Source organism: Halovenus aranensis, assembly GCF_900100385.1.
Taxonomy (GTDB): domain Archaea; phylum Halobacteriota; class Halobacteria; order Halobacteriales; family Haloarculaceae; genus Halovenus; species Halovenus aranensis.
Map to the genome: position 1 here is coordinate 69,511 of NZ_FNFC01000014.1, position 19,140 is coordinate 88,650.

Sequence of the window (19,140 nt, forward strand, 5' to 3'; positions counted from 1 at the left end):
GACTTCAGCGGCCGCCGAGAAGCGGGAGGTCGAGAAGGTCCGACAGCGAGCTGATTTCGGCAGCGGGTGCCGTAGTAGGCGTCTCGTCGCGGTTGAACTCGCGGCGGACTAGGACACCCTCCAGGCCAGCACGCGAGGCGGCGCGGAGGTCTTTCTCGCGGTCGCCGACGTAGACGCCCGTTGTGACGCCGAGCGCGTCGAGGGCGTCTTCGAGATAGAATGGGTCGGGCTTGCGACGGTGGAACCCTTCGGGCGTCGGGTCCCGTCCCCGAACGACCGCGAACGTTTCGTCGAGACCGAAGTACTCCGCGACGAACGAGACCGTCTGGTGGCGGTTGTTCGAGACCAGCGCCAGCGGCCGCGACTCGGCAAGCGCGTCGAGCGCTGACGCGCCGTCATAGAGCGCTCGCTCGCCGGCCCGTAGCCGCTCGTTGGCGATTTCACTGGCGTGGCGTTCTTTGTGCCGCCAGAACGCCTCGTACTCGATGCCAAGCGCTGTACAGACACTCGCGACGACCTCGTCACACCGATGTGACCGTAGGACTGCCTGCTGGTCGGGCGTCGGATGCACGTCGAACTCCGCAATCGCTCTGTCGGCGGCGGCGACGTAAATTTCGGGGTCGGTCCGACGACCCTGCAGGATGACGCCGTCCATGTCGAACAAAATCGGGTCGGGGTCGCCTACGCCGCTGGCGTGGTTTGCTGTCCCATGTGGTGTGGTCTGGCCCTCGGTTGGCGTCGTCATGTGATACTCACTGGCCGTCGACGCACAATTAGCTTGATAAGAACCCTCTATCGCAGTCCAGAGGTCTACCGAGATGACAGTACCGGTCCGGACGGCTGTAAACACACAACACCGTGGGCCGCCCGCGTCGCGGGTGCGGTCAAACACCCACGACCTGCCGTTGCCGACTATATATCGCTCTATTCCCCTGGAAACGGCTATTATAAGCAGTTAATCCCCGACTACGGGAATCGCTACGTGTGACCCCCACTATCGACCCAGCGGCCGTCGAGGCGCGGTTCGACACGGTAGAACAGGCCGTTTCGAAGGAGCGCCGCCGGGTTGTCGACGAGCGAGAGGCGTTGCAGACGTTCACACAGCGGGTCCGTGACAGCGAGACGGCACAGCCAACGCCGGGCGACAGCGAACCCGCGGTGGCGCTGTCGACTGGCGGGTCGTCGGCGACACTTGCGACGGTCCGGCAGGCCTACGAGGCGACGTTTATGAGCGTGTCGCACTACGAGGAGGATTACGGCGAAGCGTACGCACAGAGCATTGCAGCCGAGTTCGGCCCCGACATCGCTGTTGCCCTCTGCAGCGGTGCACACCTCACGCGGGCACACAAGCAGGCACTGCTCGGCGCAGTCGACAGCGCGGTACAGCGCCGGGAGCTACTCGCCGATGTCCTCGGCGACGAACAGGACTCTCTCACAGAGGCACGCGAGACTCTGTGTCCTCTCACTGAGGAATTGGCCGAGATTCGCCACTCGCTGGAAGCGAACCGTGCGGTCGGCCTCCTCGATGCTCACGACGCCCGACTCGACGTGTTAGCCGAGAAGTGCGACCGGCTGCTTGAGCGACGACAGTCCGCGATTGTCACCCAGCGGCGAACGCTCACTCTCCCGGTCGACGAGCCAGACGTGCCGAGCTACGTCTATCACTCCGTGGACGTCGACCCGACGTATCCGGTGCTCGCGACGCTCGCGGACTGTACGGAGACAATCGACGCGCTCCGGACAGAGGTCCGGTCAGCGCTCGACCGGCAACGGGGTGGCCGTACCGGGAGTCGGCCCTGATTCCCTACGACAGGACGTGAATGCCGTCTGTTCTGATATCGAGTGGCAGCGCCTCACCGGGGTGGCTGTCCTGCCACTCGCCGTCGAGGTCGACAGTGACGAACTGGCCGTCGGGCAGCTCCGCTCGGACCCGGACGCACTCGCCGAGATAGTATCTGTCACGGACGACGGCCTCGAACGCCGACCCGCCCGGGACGAAGTCGTCTGGGCGGACGATGAGCCGGCCGTCGTCGGCTTCGCTCAGCCCGTTCGCGTTGACGGCAGCGAATCCGAGGTCGACGCGGCCGTCCGTGACGACTGCATCGAGGACGTTCGACGTGCCGACGAAGTCGGCGACGAACTGGTTCGCGGGCTGTTCGTAGATGTCCTGAGGGCTGCCGACCTGCTCGATTGTCCCGTCGTTGAGGACGGCGATACGGTCACACATCACCATCGCCTCCTCTTGGTCGTGGGTCACGTACAGCGCCGTCACGTCCAGTTCCGAGAGTAGCTCGCTCAACTCGGTACGAAGCCGGCGTTTGAGCTGTTCGTCCAGCCCGGTCATCGGCTCGTCGAGCAACAAGATATTCGGTTCGATTGCGAGCGCACGCGCGAGGCCGACACGCTGTTGCTGGCCGCCCGACAGCGTTCGAGGCGACCGGTCGGCAAGGGCCTCGATGCCGAGGAGTTCGAGCAGTTCGACGGCGCGTTCGCGCCGCTCGTCCGCGCCGACACCCTGCATTTTCAGCCCGAACGCGACATTTTGGGCGACGCTCATGTTGTCGAACAGGGCATACGACTGAAAGACGAGACCGACGTTTCGTCTCTCCGGTGGGACGTTGGTCACGTCTTCGCCGTCGAAGCGGACTGCTCCCGCGGTTGGCGTCTCGAAGCCCGCGATAGTGCGAAGCGTCGTTGTCTTCCCACAGCCCGAGGGACCGATGACGCCGAGCACTTCGCCGTCGTCGACTCTCAGGTCGATACCTTCGACAGCGGCCTCGCTGTCGTATCGTTTCGTCACCGAATCGAGTGTTACGTCTGACATTGTTATCGTTCGACTGTGGTAAAGCCGGTCCGGCCGACCGACTGCAGGAGGACGATTACGACGAGGACGATGCTGAAATACACCGAGACGGCCGCCGCGGACTGCAACACCGGCGAGCGGCTGATGTTCTCGTAGAGGAAGAGCGCGAACGGCTGTGGGTCTGTCGGGTCGACGATGAACGTGAAGTTGAACTCCGCGGCCGCGAGCGTCCAGGTGATAATCGAGCCGGCGATGATGCCGTCTTTCGCGTTCGGGACGATGACCGTCAGGAACGTCCGCGGCCAGGACGCCCCCAGCGAGCGCGCGCTCTCTTCTATCTGCTGGAGGTTCATCGACTGGAACGAGCTCTGGACGGTCAACACCATAAACGGCGATTTCAACAGGGCGTAGCCCACGATGAGACCGAGCGACGAGCCGCTGTTGTGAGGGTAGGTCCTGATGAACGCGACCGCCAGCACGATACCCGGCACGACCGGTAACACCGCGAGCGTGTTAACCCAGTCCTTCCCGAAGAAGTCGTACCGTGTCAGCGAGTACGCAATCGGGACACCGACGAGGATGTTGAGGACCATCCCGCCTGTGGCGACCATCGCACTGAAGACCAGTCCCGAGATAACGCCGCCGCGGGGGCCTAACCCCTCTTTCATGCCGAGAACGATACGCCAGTTGTCGAGCGTGAAGAACCCGCGGGGCACCACGCCGGTCCAGGTCGTCGCAAAGGAGGCGACGACAGTCGCCACAATCGGGACCAGCAGGAACACGAGCGTCAGGACGACGACGAGCGTGACCAGCGGTTTGCCCACCGTGGCGCTCACGTCGAGGCGACCGAGGAGCCACCACAGCCGCGACGTGCCTGACTCGCGGGGCCTCTGTGTACTGTGACTGTCGTCTGTCATATTTTCACGTGGTCGTCGTCGACGAGCCGCAGACTCACGAACGTAAAGAGGAAAAAAAAGACGAAATACACCATGCCGATAGCGGCCGCAATCTGAGTGTTAAAGCCGAGGTCGCCGATTTCCAGCGAGAGACGAAGCGTGGCGACGTTCAGCGCCGGCAACACGAGGACCGTCCCGAAGATGGCAAGCGCGGTCCGGAACGTGAGTACACAGGCGGCCACGATACCCGGCCAGACCTGTGGGAGCGTCACGTAGTAGAAGGTCACCAGCGGGCTCGCGCCGAGCGCGCGGGCGGCCTCCTCGGCGTCGGTGTTGATTTCGGTGAACGTCCCTCGCAGGACCATCGTCGACCGGGGAACGAGCGAGAAGGCGAACCCGAGAAAGAGCCCGCCGAGAGTTCGAGCGGTCGCGATGTCGATGGGGTTACCGCCGGTGAAGTAGGCGACAGCGTTCGTGAGCAACCCGGTTCGGCCGAGTAACACGACAATCAGGAAGCCGACGACGATTCCCGGCAGCGCAATTGGAAAGGAGAGCATCGCGACAATCCAGCGCTCGAACGGCAGCGAATACTTCTCTAAGGCATGCGAGAGTGCCACGCCGATGGCAACGCTGAACAGCGTCGTCGCGGCCGCGAACCAGAGCGTGTTCCAGGCGACTTCGAGATAGATGCCGTCGTTGAGTAGTGTTCGCCACGCCTCGAGGGTGAACCCCTCGTTGGTGAGATTGTCCGTCGAGAGGCTCATCCGGGCCATGACGCCAATCGGGATGAACGCCCCGAACGTCGCCAGCACGAAATACGGGAGACAGAGGACGAGGATTCGGCGGCGACGCCGCTCGGCCTCGGTCGTCGGCGAGATGACTGCCTGAATGCGACGGAACCGTCCGTCGGTCGTCGTAGGCTGTGCGTCGGCCATGACCGCTTATGCTTCGACGCCCGGCAGCGGGCTCCGTTCCAGTATCTCTTCGATGATACCCTGCTGTTTGTCGAGCAACTTGGCCTGGTCGATGCCGAAGGCCGCGTCGCCGTACTGCTCTGCGGCCGGGAACTCGTCGGGGGCCTCGACGCTGTCTTCGCTGGCGCGAATCGGGCGGACGAAGCCGTCGAAAAACAGCTCCTGTACGTCCGGCGAGAGTACAAAATCCATAAACAGCTTGGCGGCGTCCTCGTTGGGCGGGTCCTGGAGCATCGCGTAACCGTAGGGCACTTGGGTCGCACCTTCGCCGCCGTCTGGCCCTTTCGGGATGACGACACCGACATCTTCCTCGGGGATGTCGTCGCTGTTGTACTTCGTCGAGAGGCCGCCGAAGTCGTACTCCGCGTACGTCGAGATTTCGCCAGCGGTGAACTGCTGGTCGAGGTTGCGACGGTGTTCGGCACCGTGCTCGGCGATATCCTCGAAGTACTCAAACAGCGGGTCGAGGTTGTCGAGGTCGCCGCCGTAGGCGTGGTTGATAGAGAGCATCGCGTTCAGCCCCGACCCCGCACCCGGGACGTTGATAGCGAGGTCCTGTGCGATTTCGGGCTGTTTGAGGTCCTCCCACGTTTCGGGCTCGTCGAGACCGCGCTCCTCGTAGATGTCTTTCCGGTAGTTGATTGCGACGGTCATCTGGCGGGTCGCCGTGACGTGACCGTCGTCGGTCTTGAACTCGTCGGGCACCGACTCGTACCCTTTCGGCTTGTAGTCGGTTGTAAAGCCCTCGTCCCAGGCTTCGAGGCCGACCGAGTAGGCACCGTTGTAGGCGCCGTACTCGTGGTTCGGGTGGTTCGTCCGGATGTTGGTCAGCGCCTCCCCGGAGGTGCGCTGGTCGTCGAACAGCGAGACGCCGTACTCCTCCTCGAAGGCGTCCATCACGGCGTCCCAGTTCGACCAGCCGGTCTGAACAGCGTAGATGAACAGTTCGTCGGGCAAGTCGCCGGTGTTGATGGTCGTCTCGTACTCCCCGTACCCCACCCTGACGGTCTCGGCACCGTCGGTCGTATCGCCCCCGTCGTCGCCGTCGTCACCGCCGAGACAGCCGGCCAGCGCGGCCGTGGCAGCGGTCCCGTTTGCGACGAGGAACCGCCGGCGCGAGACAGAATCAGTCAGTGAACCAGACGCGTCGGTCGCGTTGTCTTGCGACATCATCACAACGGCCACGGGGGACACATAAACGGGTTGCTAATAGGTGTCTAGCGGACCGACGAGCGGTACGAACACCTCCCCTTTGCTGTAGGGGGCTACAGAGTGCTCTATATCTCCCGGACCTCGTCTAGCTCCCGGGCGGCGTCGAGCACGACATCGTGGGCGACGCCGTTCGAGGCGACGATGCCGCGGCTGTCGTGGTGCCACTCCTCGCCGTCGAGGTCGGTGACCGTTCCGCCAGCCCACTCGACCATCGCGCCGCCGGCGACGGTGTCCCAGGTGTTTGCCTCGACGTTCGTGACGGCACCTTCGATGCCGCCGGCGGCGACCATCGACAGCGTCGCCTGTGCGGAGCCAAAGCGGAGCATATCGCCAAAGCGAGTGAGGATTGCCTCGCTTGCGGCGGCGTACTCGTCGCGGCGGTCCCGTGGCCACCAGATAATCGGCGCGACACGGAACGCCTCGGGGTCTACCCGGTCACTCACCGCACACGGCACCCCGTTGCGCCGCACCCCGTCGGCCGTGCCGACGTAGGTATCACCGAGCGCGGGCATCCTGTTCACGGCCGCAATCGGCTCGCCGTCGACGACGCAGGCGATGCTGGTCGCCCACCGGCGATTTCCGGTGACGTAGTTGTTCGTCCCGTCGATTGGGTCGACTAGCCACGCCATCCCCTCTTCTGGGACGGCCTGCTGTTGGTCGTCTTCTTCGCCGACGATGACCGCGTCGGGATAGGCGGCCTCGATTTCTGCGACGGCGGCTTCCTGTGCCTCGTTGTCGGCGCGGGTGACCACGTCGGTTTTGTCCCGCTTCGTGTCGACATCGAGGTCGGTTCGAAAGAGGTCCATCGCGACCGACCCGCCGCGTTCGGCACTCTGGCGGGCCACGTCGAGAACGTCAGTCGTTGATATATCGAGTGTGTTCATGGATAGACAATCTCCGTTCGTTGAATTAGTGTGTGCTGTGTTGTTATGTTTGCTGCTCTCACCCGGACTGCTCGGCCGACCACGGGCCGGGGTCCGACAGCGGCGTCTCGTCTCCGGAGCCAGTTTGTTCGTCGACCTGCGGGAATGTGCCGAAGTAGCCGTCTCTGACGGCTGACCGGACAGGGTCACCGCGGGCGTCGTCTTCGAGGGTGTAATCGTAGGCTTCGGCGAGTCCGCGCTCGCCGGCCAGCGAGACAAGCGAGACCGTCGTGCCCCGCGAGTCGACACGAACGAGCAGGTATCCCGGCGGGAACGTCGAACATCCCGGTGCACTGACGACGTTCAGTCCCCGGTAGGTCGTCGCAAACGGCCAGTGAAGGTGGCCGGTAATCACGAGGTCGACTCCGGCCGCGGCGAGAGCGTCTGCCGTCGCCGCCGGGTTCTGCACCCGATACTCCGACTCGGGGACGGCCCCCTCGAACGGCTCTGGAAGCGGCGCGAGCTGGTGGTGCAAAACCGCAATTCGCGGGCCTGCGGCGTCCGGACGCTGTCGGGGGTCAGACCTGAGGATACCGCCGGAGTGAGCCGCCGCCGGGCGCGTGCTATCGAGACCACACACCGCGAGGTCACCCATCTGTATCGCGGTCGGGTAACGTCTGTGGCCGTAGCGTCGCGCGAACGCGCCGCCGGTTTCGAGCTCGCGGGCGGGGCCGAGGTCGTGGTCCCCGGGGACGACCAGTCTCGGCTCTGGAAGCGTTCCGACCAGCGTGTCGCCGAGGCGGTATTCGTGGCCGGAGCCGTCTTTGGTCAGGTCGCCGGCGACGACGGTCCCGTCGACGTCGAGTCGGTGTGCGTCGGCGACGGCCATCTGGAAGCGCTGTTTCGTCCGATGGTACAGCGTCGCTGACCCTCGCGCAGTTGGGGTCACGTGAGGGTCTGACAGGACCGCGACAGTCGTCCCGCTACCCCGCGGGCGGTCGAACCGGGCGAGCGTCGCGCCGCCGTTGTCCGGAAACAGCGGCTGCCCGCTGTGGTCGCCGGCACCGTTTTCGGAGAACATCGGTATGGTCTGGCACACGTTCCACGACCAAATAACTATCTAAAATATTATATATTCTTCTCCCGAGTACTCACACCCCTACCGAGTGCCGCATTCGGCTATATAGGCCAGCTATCGAGCCGAACTGGCGGGCGATAGCTGTCGGTAACGGCCGTGACAGTAGCCCGGCGAGTGTCGTTGGCGACAGTCCACACACCTGCGTGCGCGAAGACGGGCACTGTCTACACTCGTCAGAGTGTCCCGGAAGCTATCTGTTTGCTGCTATCAGGGTCTCTAACGGTGTTGTAACGTCGGTACGCTGTTCCATACTGAGACTACGTACCGCTACTGAGTTCAATATATACGTACGGGGTACAGTATATATCTAATAGTAGTATACTTATATCGAAGTCATCTACAATCGGTCGATGACCGACAGTCAGTCTGACTGGTTCGGGAGTGCTGCATCGAGACGAAAATTCCTCTCCGGCACAGGCGCGGCCGGGGCAATTGCACTCGCAGGTTGTACCGCCAGTGACGACGGCGACGACGGCAGTGACAGTGAGGACGGGGACGATACCAGCAGCGACGGCAGCGACAACAGCGACGGCAGCGACGGCGACTCGACAGAGAACACGGAGCTGTCTGGCGAAATCGACATCGCCGGGTCGAGCACCGTCTTTCCGCTGATGGACGCAATCGCCGAAGAGTTCGCGAAAGACCACAGCCAGGTCAGCATCAACCTCAGTTCGACGGGGTCCGGTGGTGGCTTCTCGAATCACTTCTGTCCTGGTAACACTGATTTCAACAACGCGAGTCGACCAATCAAAGAGGAGGAAAAACAGCTCTGTAGCGACAACGACGTCGACTACATCGAGCTCGTCGCCGCGACCGACGCGCTGACCGTCGTGGTCAGCAACGAACACGAAGTCCTCGGCGACGACCCCTGTATCACGGTCGAAGAGCTGGCCCAGATTTGGGAGGCCGACGGTGCCAGCACCTGGAGTGATGTCAACTCCGAGTGGCCCGATAAGTCGATCAATCGCTTCGGTGCGGCCGACACCTCCGGTACCTACGACTACTTCATCGAGAACGTCCAGGGGACCGACCGCGGTCACACCGACGACTACCAGCCAACCGAAGACGACGAGACCATTATCCAAGGTGTCAGTGGCGACCCGTACGCAATCGGGTACTTCGGCTTCGCCTACTACTACCAGAACCCCGACCAGGCCCAGGCCGTCAAAATCGACAACGGCGACGGCTGCGTTGCCCCGAGCCTCGAAACCGCTGCTTCGGGCGAATATCAGCCCCTCTCGCGGAGCCTCTTCACCTACCCGTCGATGAGTTCGCTGGCCAAAGAACACGTCGCCGAGTTCGCTCGCTACTTCGTCGAGCAGACGACAAACGAGGAAATCGTCGCCGAGCGCGTCGGCTACGTGCCGGCCACCGAGGAGACGAAAAAGGCCCAGATGGAGAAACTCGAAGAGGCCATCTCCGAGGCGCAGTAAGCCGATGCGACGACGCTGTGCACGGGCGTCAACTGTTCGAGTCAGCGCCGAGTACCGCCGTGGCCAGCGTCACAATTCCGGAAAGTGCATGTACCCCCTTACACAATCCAACGGTAGTGGTAAGCTGTGAGTGACTCGCAGCCGGAGTTAGACCTCCAGCGAACGCGGGGCATCGAGCGGCTCAAAGAGGGCACCTACGGCTCGTTTATGCTCGTCTGTGCGGCTGTGACGCTTCTGACGACTGTCGCGATTTTCCTGACGCTGCTGTCTGATGCGATTTCGTTTTTCCAGGCGTACCCGTTCGGTGATTTCCTGAGCGGCTTCGAATGGAGTCCGAACGACACGGGCGGCGAGCAGCTGTTCGGTATCGTCCCACTGCTCGTTGGTACGCTCGTCGTGACGATTACGTCGGCGTTTGTCGCCATCCCTATCGGTACACTGACCGCGGTCTACCTGAGCGAGTACGCTAGCCCGCGCAAGCGGGCGATTCTCAAACCGATGCTCGAGATTCTCGCCGGCATTCCGACAGTCGTCTACGGCTACTTCGCGCTCGTCTACATCACGCCTGCCCTGCAGGCGACGCTGTTTCCCAACATGACGACATTCAACGCGCTGTCGGCCTCGCTGATGGTCGGTATCATGGTCATTCCGATGGTCTCTTCTATCAGCGAGGACGCGATGAACGCCGTCCCCGACGAACTGCGACAGGCCGGCTACGGGCTGGGCGCGACCAAGTTCGAGGTTTCGACCGGCGTCGTCGTCCCGGCCGCAGTCTCGGGCATCGTCTCGTCGTACATCCTGGCTATCTCGCGTGCCATCGGCGAGACGATGATTGTCGTCGTCGCCATGGGGTCGAACGCGACGCTGCCGGAGGTCCAGAACGGACTGCTCGGCATTCCCTTCGTCCATCCGGGTGACGTACTCCTCGAACAGGGGATGACGATTACCGTCGCGATGGTTCAGATTGTCGGCAGCGACCTGACGGGTGGGACGGTTCCCTACGACGCCATGTTCGCCCTCGGACTGTTCCTGTTTGTCGTCACCCTCATTATGAACGTCATCAGCGACATCATCGCAGAACGATACCGGGAGGAGTACTAAGATGGCTGTCGAACACGATACCGATACCACGGCGTTTGGTACAGTGAGCAGGCTCCGCGGGAAGGTCTTCGAGAAACTCTCGCTCGGTGCCTCTCTTTTCGGCATCCTCATGCTGGCTGTGTTGCTGGTCTACGTCACTGTCGACGCCTTCAATCTGACCAGTGCCAGCCCCGAGTGGTTGCTGACCTACTTCCTCACGCTGATAATCCCGTTCATCGGTTTCTGTCTCTACAGTGCTGATGACCCCGACCTGACACGCCAGACTGTCCTCGGCCTTCTCGGCGGGCTCGGGGCAGTCCGGCTGGCCTTCTACCTCGTCGAGACGTTCGTGCGCACGATTCCCGGCCTCACATGGCAGATTGTCTATCTGTTCGCTGTCGTCGTCCCGGCAACGGCCGTCGTCGGCTTTGCCGGCAGCCGCGAACCGGTCGGCAGCGTCGGCTTTGGCCTCCTCGGTCGCCTCATCGGTGGCACGTCGCTCGGGTTCATGCTCGTCATCCTGTTTTTCGTCTTCGAGCCCCGCGCCTGGTTCTGGGCGTACACACTCGGACTCGTTCCCGCGGCGCTCGTGCTCGGCTACAGCACCCGTCGGCCTAAGTCGCCGATTTCGCTGACGGTTATCCCCCTCGTTCTCACGGCCGGGGTTCTGGCGACGCGCCCGGGCAGGCCGTTCACGACTATTGGTATCCCGACACGACTCGACCAGGCGGTGCCGGTCTCGTTGCCCGGCGGCGTGTCGGTGAGCGTCGTTGCGCTCTATCTGGTCGTGGTGTCGGCTGCGGCAGCGATGGCGTTCAAATACGTCCTCGAACGCCGAACAGACCGGGCGAGCGAGGCGAGTGTACTCGCGTTCGTCCTCGCTGCCGCCGCGAGCGTCGCAGCCGGGCAGGCCGGTGTCGCACCGGAACCGATACTGGAATTTTACGCCGGCTACCCGACGACGTGGCTCATCTACGTCTGGACGCTCGCGGTCCCGCTGTCACTCGCCAGCGGGGGACTGACTGCACTCCGGACCTCTCGCCGGACGGGGATTGGCTTCGGGGTGGGCGTCTTCGTGCTGGCGGTCGTGGGCAGCCAGCTCGCTGCGGTAATCGACATCTCACCGAAGACAGCAATCCTGTTCCTGCTGACTGTCTTGGTCCCGACGGTGGCTTACGTGCGGCAGGTACTCGACCGCCGCGAGGGAACGCCCGGATTAGTCTTGCCGGTTGTTCTCGTTGCCGGTGTCCTCGTCGGCGCAGTCATCGTCGACATCTGGGGGGTTGCGCGGCCAGACATCTGGCTCGACTGGCCGTTCCTGACGAACGGGCCGTCCTCACTGCCCGAACAGGCCGGCTTCTATCCGGCTATTGTCGGCTCGGTCATACTCATCACGCTGGTCGCGCTGTTCTCGTTTACATTCGGCGTCGGTACTGCTGTCTTCCTCGAAGAGTACGCCCCAGACACCGGGATTGGCGGCTTTCTCACGCGGATTATTCAGGTCAATATCGCCAACCTCGCGGCCGTCCCGTCGGTGGTCTACGGGCTGCTCGGGCTGGGGCTGTTCGTCAACCTCATCGGGTTCGGGCTCGGTACCGCAATTACCGGCGCGCTCACGCTGACGCTGCTCATCCTTCCGATTACAGTCATCTCGGCACAGGAGGCGATTCGGGCCGTCCCCGACAGCATGCGAAACGGCTCGTATGCGATGGGGGCAACCCGCTGGCAGACGACGAAAAACGTCGTCCTTCCGGAGGCACTGCCGGGCGTCCTCACCGGGACTATTCTCTCGCTCGGCCGCGCAATCGGCGAAACCGCCCCGCTCATCATGATTGGATTCCCAAACACCATCTACAATCCGCCGGCCGGTATCGTCGAGACGACGACAGCGATGCCGATGCAGATTTACGTCTGGTCGTCGTCGGTAAAATCCGAGTTCAGGTACGGTATCATGGCGGCCGGCGTCGTGACGCTGCTCGTCGTGCTTCTGTTGATGAACGCCACGGCAATCGTCATTCGGAACCGTTCGGAACAAGAGACGTGACCGATGCCCCGAGAGCGCTATCAGGAACAGCTCTGGGAACTCCGCGGCGAGGTGGCGGCGCTCGGCGACTTGGTCTGTGACCGGTACGCACTGGCTGTCGAGGCACTCGCTACTGGCGACCCGAGAACTGCAGACCGCGTTATCGACGGTGACACAGAAATCAACGAGTGGTATCTCGACACCGAGGCCCGCTGTACCGAGCTGGTCGCGCTCCAGCAGCCGGTCGCCGGCGACCTGCGGTTTATCACCGCGTCGTTCAAGATTCTCACTGACATCGAACGCGTCGGTGACCTGGCGACGAATCTCGCCCGCTACGGGCGCGAAGCGGAGGGCGACGTCGAGGAGACTGTCGCACTCGAACCGCTTGCGACGACCGCCGGCGAGATGGTCGACGACGCACTCCGTGCCTACGCTCGGGACGACGCCGACGCTGCTCGCGCCGTCGCAGAGCGTGACGACGCGCTCGACGAGGCGTGTGCCGACGCGAGCGAAACGGTGGTCCGAGAGCTGATGGCGTCCGACGACCCGGCGCTCGAACCCGTTTCTCGGATGCTGCTCGCCATTCGTGACATCGAGCGCGTCGGCGACCACGCGGTCAACGTCTGTGCGCGGACCGTCTACATGGTCGACCGCGAGGACGACCTCATTTACTGACCGGGTCGACGCTGACTGTCGGCTTCTCCAGCAGGTCACCGGCGCGCTCTGCCGGACAGTCCGGCCGGCCCACGAGGGTTGTCACCGTCTCGCCGGGTTCGACCACCGTCTCGAAGGCCAGTTCGTCGTCGGTTACCTCCCAGCTGTCGCCGAGGGGCTGTGTGTCGCCGTCCGTCGAGACCAACTCCTCGGTGAGGCGAACGCGGGCGGGTTCCTCGCGGACGGACTCGATTTCGTAGACGAGAACTGGCGCAGACAGCGTCTCGCGGTCGAGGTGTTTGGTCACGACGAAGTCCTCGATGGCTCGCGTCTCCGTCTCGCCGGCCCGCTCGGTCACGTCGTCGACGACCAGTTGCCAGAGCTGTGACGGCTTGGCCGCAGAGTCGGATGTGGACTCGGCCGTCGTCTCCTCGGGTTCCTCGGTTGTCTCAGGCTCGTCGTCTTCGTCGACGGCCCCCGCGTCTGTCTCCTCGGCGAACACGTCGCTCGCGCTGTCGATGGAGTCGAAGGCACCCATACGGGTGAGCGTGTAGTAACCCCCGGCGATGGCCGTCACCGCGCCCGCAGCAGTCAGGGGGAGTGCGAGGTAGCTGAGGTCCTCGAAAGGCGACGGTGACGCTGTCGGACCCGCACTTCCTCCGTCGTCTGCCTCAATCACGGGGGCGGCCGAGGCGAACCCGTCTTCGAGCGCGTAGAGCGTCCCGCTCTCGGTGCCGATGTACACCGTCCCCGAGACCACAGCAGGGGCGGCCGAGACCGGACGGGTGGTGTCCATCGACCAGAGTTCCTCGCCTTCGGCGGCGTCGATACCGAACACCGCCTCGCTCTCGCTGCCGACGTAGACGACGCCGTCGGCGACGGCGGGCGCAGACGAAACCTGCCTGCCTGTGTCGAACGACCAGCGTTCCTCTCCTTCGGCAGCATCGACAGCGTACACCTCGTGGCTCCGGCTGGTGACATAGACCGTGTCCCCGACGACGGCGGGCGCGGCCGAAATAGTCCCGCCCGTCTCGAACCACCAGACGCCGCTGCCGTCGGTGGCGTCGACGGCATACAGGCGCTGGTCCATGCCGCCGATGTAGACGGTGCCGTCGACGACCGCCGGCGAACTGGAGACCCCTCTCGTCGAGACGGGAAACGACCACAGCTGTTCGCCGTTTTCGGCGTCGATGGCATAGAGCTTGCCGTCGTCGCTCCCAGTGTAGACGGTGCCGTCGACGACCGCCGGCGAGGAGCGTATCCAGAACTCGGTCTCGAAGCGCCAGCGCTCGGTCCCGTCGGTCGTGTCGATAGCATAGATGTTGCCGTCTCTGCTGCCGACGTAGGCGGTCTCGTCGACGACCGCTGGCGAGGAGGTCACTGCGTCGCCGGTGCCGAACCGCCACAGCTCCTCACCGCCTGCGGTGTCGACCGCGTAGACGACACCCGCCTGTGTGCCGACGTAGAGGGTGTCCCCGACGACTGCCGGCGTCGTCTTCACCTCGCTGTCGACCTCGAAGCGCCAGCGTTCGGTCCCATCCGTGGCGTTGAGTGCGGCGACTGCGCCGGCGTGAGTACTAACGTAGACGGTGCCGTCGGCGACGGCGGCCCCGGCGGTTATCTGCCCGCCGGTGTCGTACTCCCAGGCCGGGCCCACGTCGTCGGTCGGCCCGGTCGTTTCGGCGGCGTAGCCGGTGTTCGCTAGGTCGGCGGCGTACATCGGCCACGCGCCTGTCGCCTGCGTCGTGGTGCGGTCGGTCGGTGTGGCTGTACTCGCGGTCGTACTCTGACGGGCGAGGGTACCCGCGGCTGTCGCTCCCGCGACTGAGGCAAGAAACTGCCGCCGGGTCTGGGTCATTGTCCGGGCCTAGTTAGCCCGCGGTTAAAACTGCGTTCACTCGGTCCCGGCCGTCAGCGGCGGCTCCGTGCGACCGCAATCAGGCCGAGCGCCACCACCGCGGCGACGATACCGAACCCGGACCCGTCCTCGCTCGCGGTCTGTGTGTCCTGCGGGCTCGTGGCTGTCGGCTCGCGTTCGGTCTCGTCGGGGGTCGATTCGCTGTTCTCCGCTGGCGTCTCGTCGCTGGTCTCGTCAGTTCCACCGTCGCCGGCCGCGTCACCTGCTCCCGTATCAGTGGAGCCTTCTGTGGCGGGCATCTCGACGGCGTACAGGCTGGGCGCGGCTCTGGCATAGACTGCCCCGTCGACGAGCGTCGGTGAAATACTCGCCAACCCGTCGGCAAAGACCGCCCACCGCTGTTCGCCCGTTGTTGTGGCGAGCGCCGTGAGTGTCCCGGCCTTCGTACCAGCGTAAAGCGTCTCGTTCGCGACGACGAGTGGCGCGTTGACAGCGCCGTCGGCATCGACGGTCCACTTCTCATCTCCCGTCGTGCCCTCGATTGCGCGAAGCTCGCCACCGGCGGTCCCAGCGTAGAGGGTTCCGTTATCGACTGCTGTGGCGGTGACCGGCCGCTCGAACTCGACGGTCCACCGTTGCTTGCCAGACGCTCGTTCGATGGCCAAAAGCTGGCCGCTCTGGTCGCTGGTGTTGAACGCGTTTGCGTACACCATCTCGTCGGTGACGACGAGCCGCGTCGGTGCCGAGCCGTTTCGCTCCTCTCTCCATCGAGTCTCTCCGGTGGCGGGATTGACCGCAGAGAGGGAACTGGTGTCTCTGGTTCTGTTGAAGCTCCCAGTGTACACCGTTCCGTCCGATGCGACCGGCGGCGCGAGGAGCCGTCCGCTGGACGGAACACTCCACTCGATTGTACCTGTCTGTGTGTCTACGCCGAAGTGTGTGGTCAGGTTCCTGGTGAGAACGGTATCACCGACGACCTGAATCGACCGGGTCGTGCCGTTTAGCTGTGTCCTCCATCGCTGCTCGCCGGTCGTCGCGTTTAGTGCGTACAGAGTACCCGCAGTCGTCGTGACGTAGGTGGTTCCGTCGGCAACGGCCGGCGCGGTGACCATACGGTCGTCGACCTGGCTCGTCCACTGCTGTTCGCCGGTCGTGGCGTCGACTGCGAGAACGGTCGAGTCGAACGTCCCGGCGTAGATGGTTCCATCTGCCGCGGTCACGTCGGCGACAATCGATTCGTTCACTGCCTTTGTCCAGAGGAGGCTGCCCTCGTCTCGGTCGATACCGTATATTGCGTCGCCGTCGTACACCGACACGGTACCCTCGACTGCGACCGGGTCGGTGAGGCGGTCGGCGTCAAGGTCTGCTTTCCAGAGCAGGTGGCTCCACTGGCCGTCTGGCCCCGAGGCTGGCGGCGCGGCACCTGCTCGAATCTCGCTGAGCGCGTCGACCGAGGGAGCGTTGACGATTCGCAGGCGGTCGCCAGTCCGGTTGAGGTAGATGGCGTCGGCGAAGCCGCTGGATTCGGGGATGCGGTAGGTGTCCGATTTGCCAACGACCGGTTCGGCTCCGTGGTATGCAAGCAGCTTGCGGTAGGCGTCGTGGAACTCGCGTGCGTCTTCGGGGCTGTCCCAGGCGGTCTCGTAGACGTAGCCCGTCGCGTTCCCCTCGGCGGCGGTGTAGGGGAGCAGCTTGTCGCCGTCCCAGCCCGCCGTGGCCGGGTGGTCGTAGCTTCTGGTGACCGCATCGCCCAATCCACCCACTCGGTGGTTATCGAGCGGAATGATTGCCCGACGGCCGGCGGTTTCCTGCAGCGGCGAGAGCAATGCGACGTAGAGCCCGGCCTCGCCGACCGACTGCGTAAACTGGACGCCGTCGACAGTCAGGGGTTGCCACGCGGCCGAACTCCGGTCGCGCACCCGAACGTTCGTAGGGGTGTCCGCGCCGTATTTTTCGGGATGGATTACCTGTTCGGTACTCTCGGGTGGGTTCTCGTAGAGTTCGTCGACAGCCTCCCAGCCCGACTCCTGATGCCGGTCGCGGACGAAGGCATAACCCGACTGGTAGGGTTGGCGGAACAGCGTCATCATGCCGTCGTCGACGCCCGAGAGGTCGGGATAGCTCTCTCGCTCGGGTCGATAGCACGTCCACGTCTCGCCACAGCGTTGCTCGTAGCGGTCCTGCACGTAGTTCGCGTCACCTTCGACGTAGCCGTTACGGGCGTTTCGCTGCTCGATTGTCCGAACCTCAGGCAGGTCGAACTGGGCGTCCTGTTGGGCGTGGAACAGCTCCTGTGCGAGCACGCCCTCCCGAATCTGGGGGACCGAACTGTTCGGCGAGACCATCGTCACGTTGCCTGTTTCGGGGCTGTAGTAGCCGTTGACGCCGTTGCCACGCAGCGCCTGCTTGGAGTCGACGGCGCTTTCTGTTTCGTTGATGAGAAAGAGCGCCTCGTAGGTCGCGTTGAGACGCGTCCGCTGTACGTCGGCGTACTGCAGTTGCTCGCTCTCTGCGCGCTGTTCGCGGGGGAGGAGTATCCGAACGGGCGGCGTCCGGTCGAACTCGATTCCCCGGACTGCCTCGACGCGTGCCATCGTCCGCGCGACGACCGCGTCCAGTTCCGTCTCGTTGATGCCGTCGGACTGGGTTATCGAGAGCGTCGCGTTCGCCCAGACGCCGTTCTCCCACCCCAGCCGGTCCGACTCGGGGTCGGCCGTGTCGTTTTCGACCACTGTCCCCGGGATAGTGTCGTTGGCCTGTGCCGTATCGTCAGCCACCGCCGGCCCGGCGACGAGGGCCAGTCCTGTACATACCGCTAGCAGGCAGAGACCCAGCGCCAGCAGTCGAGACGCTCGCCTCCGCCATCGAACGCTGTCCATTCTATCATCTTCTCAGTGCGGTCGAACAAAAGCCGCTCCAAACGTTTCGGGGGCGGAAACCGCCCGACAGATTTGAGTAGCCTCTCGATACAGCCGGTGGAACGGGCGCTTAACCGTCCTCGCAGTGCACGACGCCTCGGCGAGACCGGCGTTACGTTAATTGGTGAGCGGACCCTAGGTATCAATGACCGAATGAGGCGTGATAACTTCACAGTCACCGTCGAACTTCCCGACGCCGAGCCGAACCCTCCCACGCTCGTCGTTGCATACACTGGTCCCACCGCAACCCTCACCGCGCAACTGACTGGTGAGGACGGCGACCCCTACCCCGCCACAGAGATAGACGCGGCGTTCCGATTACAAGACTCACTGGAGGCGGCCGACCCGACGGGCGTATTCAGCCTCACCCACCGCGTCACCGGGGAGTACCTGCTCGAAGTGAACGTTCCGGCAGAGACGGTACTCGACCTCGTGGGGACGGCACGTGACGCCGACGGCGACGCCGGCAGCTACCGGGTCCGTATCGAGCGCGAGGACGACCCGCTCGAACACGAGATGGACGCGCTGTTCGTCTACGACAGTCAGGGCGACCTGCTGCGACAACACAGCCTCATTCCAAGCGGCGTCGAGCTTTAGACGGCCTCGGCGACTGCGGGTAACACGTCGGTCACGTCGGCCAGCACCTCGTAGTCGGCACGCTCCGAGACCGGCGTCGATTCGAGGTTGACGACCACCAGCGTCCCCCCCTGCCGTGTCGCTGTTCTGGGAAGCGACGCTGCCGGCTCGACCGACAGCGACGAGCCGGCCGCGAGAAAGACATCGGCCTTGCGTGCGTGGTCGCGGGCCAACTGTAACGACGCGCGTGGAAGTGACTCGCCAAACAGTACGACATCCGGCTTGAGTAGTCCGTCACATTCCCCACATCGCGGGGGTGTCTCTCCGTCGGCGACACGGCCACGTACTGGGGCCGCATCGGCGCGCCGGCCACACGACTCACAGACGACGCGGTCGGCGTTGCCGTGGAGTTCGACGACAGTCTCCGAGCCGGCGGCCTCGTGAAGCCCGTCGATGTTCTGTGTGACGACGGCGTCGAGTGCGCCCGCCGTTTCGAGTGCAGCGAGCGCGTCGTGTGCGGCGTTCGGCGTGACGTTTCCGCCATAGACCGCCTCGTGCATTTCGACGCGTCGCTCCCAGAACGTTGCCGGCTCGGCCTGGAATCGAGCGTAGCGAAACTCAGTCGATCACATTGACAGCCGCGTAATCTCGTCTGATGCCGGTGAATCAGATCGAACTGGTCGTGAAGCGTCTCCGAAGCGCTGGTGAGCCT

At 64.0% G+C, this 19,140-nt stretch carries 15 protein-coding genes and 1 pseudogene; 6 read left to right on the forward strand and 10 right to left on the reverse strand.

What is annotated here, in order from left to right; all coding sequences use genetic code 11:
* Window positions 1–4 precede the first annotated feature (4 nt).
* Window positions 5–745, reverse strand: coding sequence for an HAD family hydrolase (locus BLR34_RS13800; protein WP_092704040.1), 741 nt, complete (start codon window positions 743–745; stop codon window positions 5–7).
* A gap of 239 nt (window positions 746–984) precedes the next feature.
* Here BLR34_RS13800 and BLR34_RS13805 point away from each other — a divergent pair, with 239 nt between their 5' ends.
* The gene (locus tag BLR34_RS13805; protein WP_092704042.1) at window positions 985–1,800 is read left to right on the forward strand and encodes a DUF7260 family protein; all 816 of its coding nucleotides are present in this window, start codon (window positions 985–987) and stop codon (window positions 1,798–1,800) included.
* Between the two features lie 4 nt (window positions 1,801–1,804).
* Here the strand turns inward: BLR34_RS13805 and BLR34_RS13810 are convergent, their stop codons facing one another.
* From BLR34_RS13810 to BLR34_RS13835, 6 genes are all read right to left on the reverse strand, one after another.
* On the reverse strand, window positions 1,805–2,824 hold the full coding sequence (locus tag BLR34_RS13810) for an ABC transporter ATP-binding protein (RefSeq protein ID WP_092704044.1): 1,020 nt from the start codon (window positions 2,822–2,824) through the stop codon (window positions 1,805–1,807).
* A gap of 2 nt (window positions 2,825–2,826) precedes the next feature.
* A complete protein-coding gene (locus tag BLR34_RS13815) occupies window positions 2,827–3,720 on the reverse strand; it encodes an ABC transporter permease (RefSeq protein ID WP_092704046.1) in 894 nt (297 codons plus the stop codon).
* A complete protein-coding gene (locus BLR34_RS13820) occupies window positions 3,717–4,634 on the reverse strand; it encodes an ABC transporter permease (protein ID WP_092704048.1) in 918 nt (305 codons plus the stop codon). Before BLR34_RS13820 ends, BLR34_RS13815 begins: the two co-directional genes overlap by 4 nt.
* Window positions 4,635–4,640: 6 nt before the next feature.
* On the reverse strand, window positions 4,641–5,843 hold the full coding sequence (locus tag BLR34_RS13825) for an extracellular solute-binding protein (protein WP_092704050.1): 1,203 nt from the start codon (window positions 5,841–5,843) through the stop codon (window positions 4,641–4,643).
* A 107-nt stretch (window positions 5,844–5,950) separates the two neighbouring features.
* On the reverse strand, window positions 5,951–6,769 hold the full coding sequence (locus tag BLR34_RS13830; protein ID WP_092704052.1) for an inositol monophosphatase family protein: 819 nt from the start codon (window positions 6,767–6,769) through the stop codon (window positions 5,951–5,953).
* Window positions 6,770–6,827: 58 nt separating this feature from the next.
* On the reverse strand, window positions 6,828–7,829 hold the full coding sequence (locus BLR34_RS13835; RefSeq protein WP_092704054.1) for a metallophosphoesterase family protein: 1,002 nt from the start codon (window positions 7,827–7,829) through the stop codon (window positions 6,828–6,830).
* 407 nt (window positions 7,830–8,236) lie between these two features.
* Between BLR34_RS13835 and BLR34_RS13840 the strand changes: the two genes are divergently transcribed.
* The 4 genes from BLR34_RS13840 to phoU all read left to right on the forward strand — a co-directional run bounded on the left by BLR34_RS13840 (window position 8,237) and on the right by phoU (window position 13,097).
* Window positions 8,237–9,319, forward strand: coding sequence for a PstS family phosphate ABC transporter substrate-binding protein (locus tag BLR34_RS13840; protein ID WP_092704056.1), 1,083 nt, complete (start codon window positions 8,237–8,239; stop codon window positions 9,317–9,319).
* Window positions 9,320–9,445: 126 nt separating this feature from the next.
* Window positions 9,446–10,420 carry a phosphate ABC transporter permease subunit PstC gene (gene pstC, locus BLR34_RS13845; RefSeq protein ID WP_092704058.1) on the forward strand — a complete coding sequence of 325 codons (975 nt, stop codon included), beginning with the start codon at window positions 9,446–9,448 and terminating at the stop codon, window positions 10,418–10,420.
* A gap of 1 nt (window position 10,421) precedes the next feature.
* Window positions 10,422–12,443: a phosphate ABC transporter permease PstA gene (gene pstA, locus BLR34_RS17420; protein ID WP_092704060.1), complete on the forward strand. Its 2,022-nt coding sequence runs from the start codon at window positions 10,422–10,424 to the stop codon at window positions 12,441–12,443.
* A 3-nt stretch (window positions 12,444–12,446) separates the two neighbouring features.
* The gene (gene phoU, locus BLR34_RS13855; protein ID WP_092704063.1) at window positions 12,447–13,097 is read left to right on the forward strand and encodes a phosphate signaling complex protein PhoU; all 651 of its coding nucleotides are present in this window, start codon (window positions 12,447–12,449) and stop codon (window positions 13,095–13,097) included.
* Here the strand turns inward: phoU and BLR34_RS13860 are convergent.
* The gene (locus BLR34_RS13860; RefSeq protein WP_092704065.1) at window positions 13,087–14,934 is read right to left on the reverse strand and encodes an outer membrane protein assembly factor BamB family protein; all 1,848 of its coding nucleotides are present in this window, start codon (window positions 14,932–14,934) and stop codon (window positions 13,087–13,089) included. The genes phoU and BLR34_RS13860 overlap by 11 nt on opposite strands.
* Before the next feature lie 53 nt (window positions 14,935–14,987).
* Window positions 14,988–17,711 carry an Hvo_1808 family surface protein gene (locus tag BLR34_RS13865; protein ID WP_176765336.1) on the reverse strand — a complete coding sequence of 908 codons (2,724 nt, stop codon included), beginning with the start codon at window positions 17,709–17,711 and terminating at the stop codon, window positions 14,988–14,990.
* Between the two features lie 294 nt (window positions 17,712–18,005).
* Here BLR34_RS13865 and BLR34_RS13870 point away from each other — a divergent pair, with 294 nt between their 5' ends.
* The gene (locus BLR34_RS13870) at window positions 18,006–18,449 is read left to right on the forward strand and encodes a DUF5793 family protein (RefSeq protein WP_092704069.1); all 444 of its coding nucleotides are present in this window, start codon (window positions 18,006–18,008) and stop codon (window positions 18,447–18,449) included.
* Here the strand turns inward: BLR34_RS13870 and BLR34_RS13875 are convergent.
* Window positions 18,446–19,033 (reverse strand): annotated as a pseudogene (locus tag BLR34_RS13875) (Sir2 family NAD-dependent protein deacetylase); the annotation flags it as partial. The gene BLR34_RS13870 and the pseudogene BLR34_RS13875 sit on opposite strands and share 4 nt — an antisense overlap.
* Window positions 19,034–19,140: the final 107 nt, after the last annotated feature.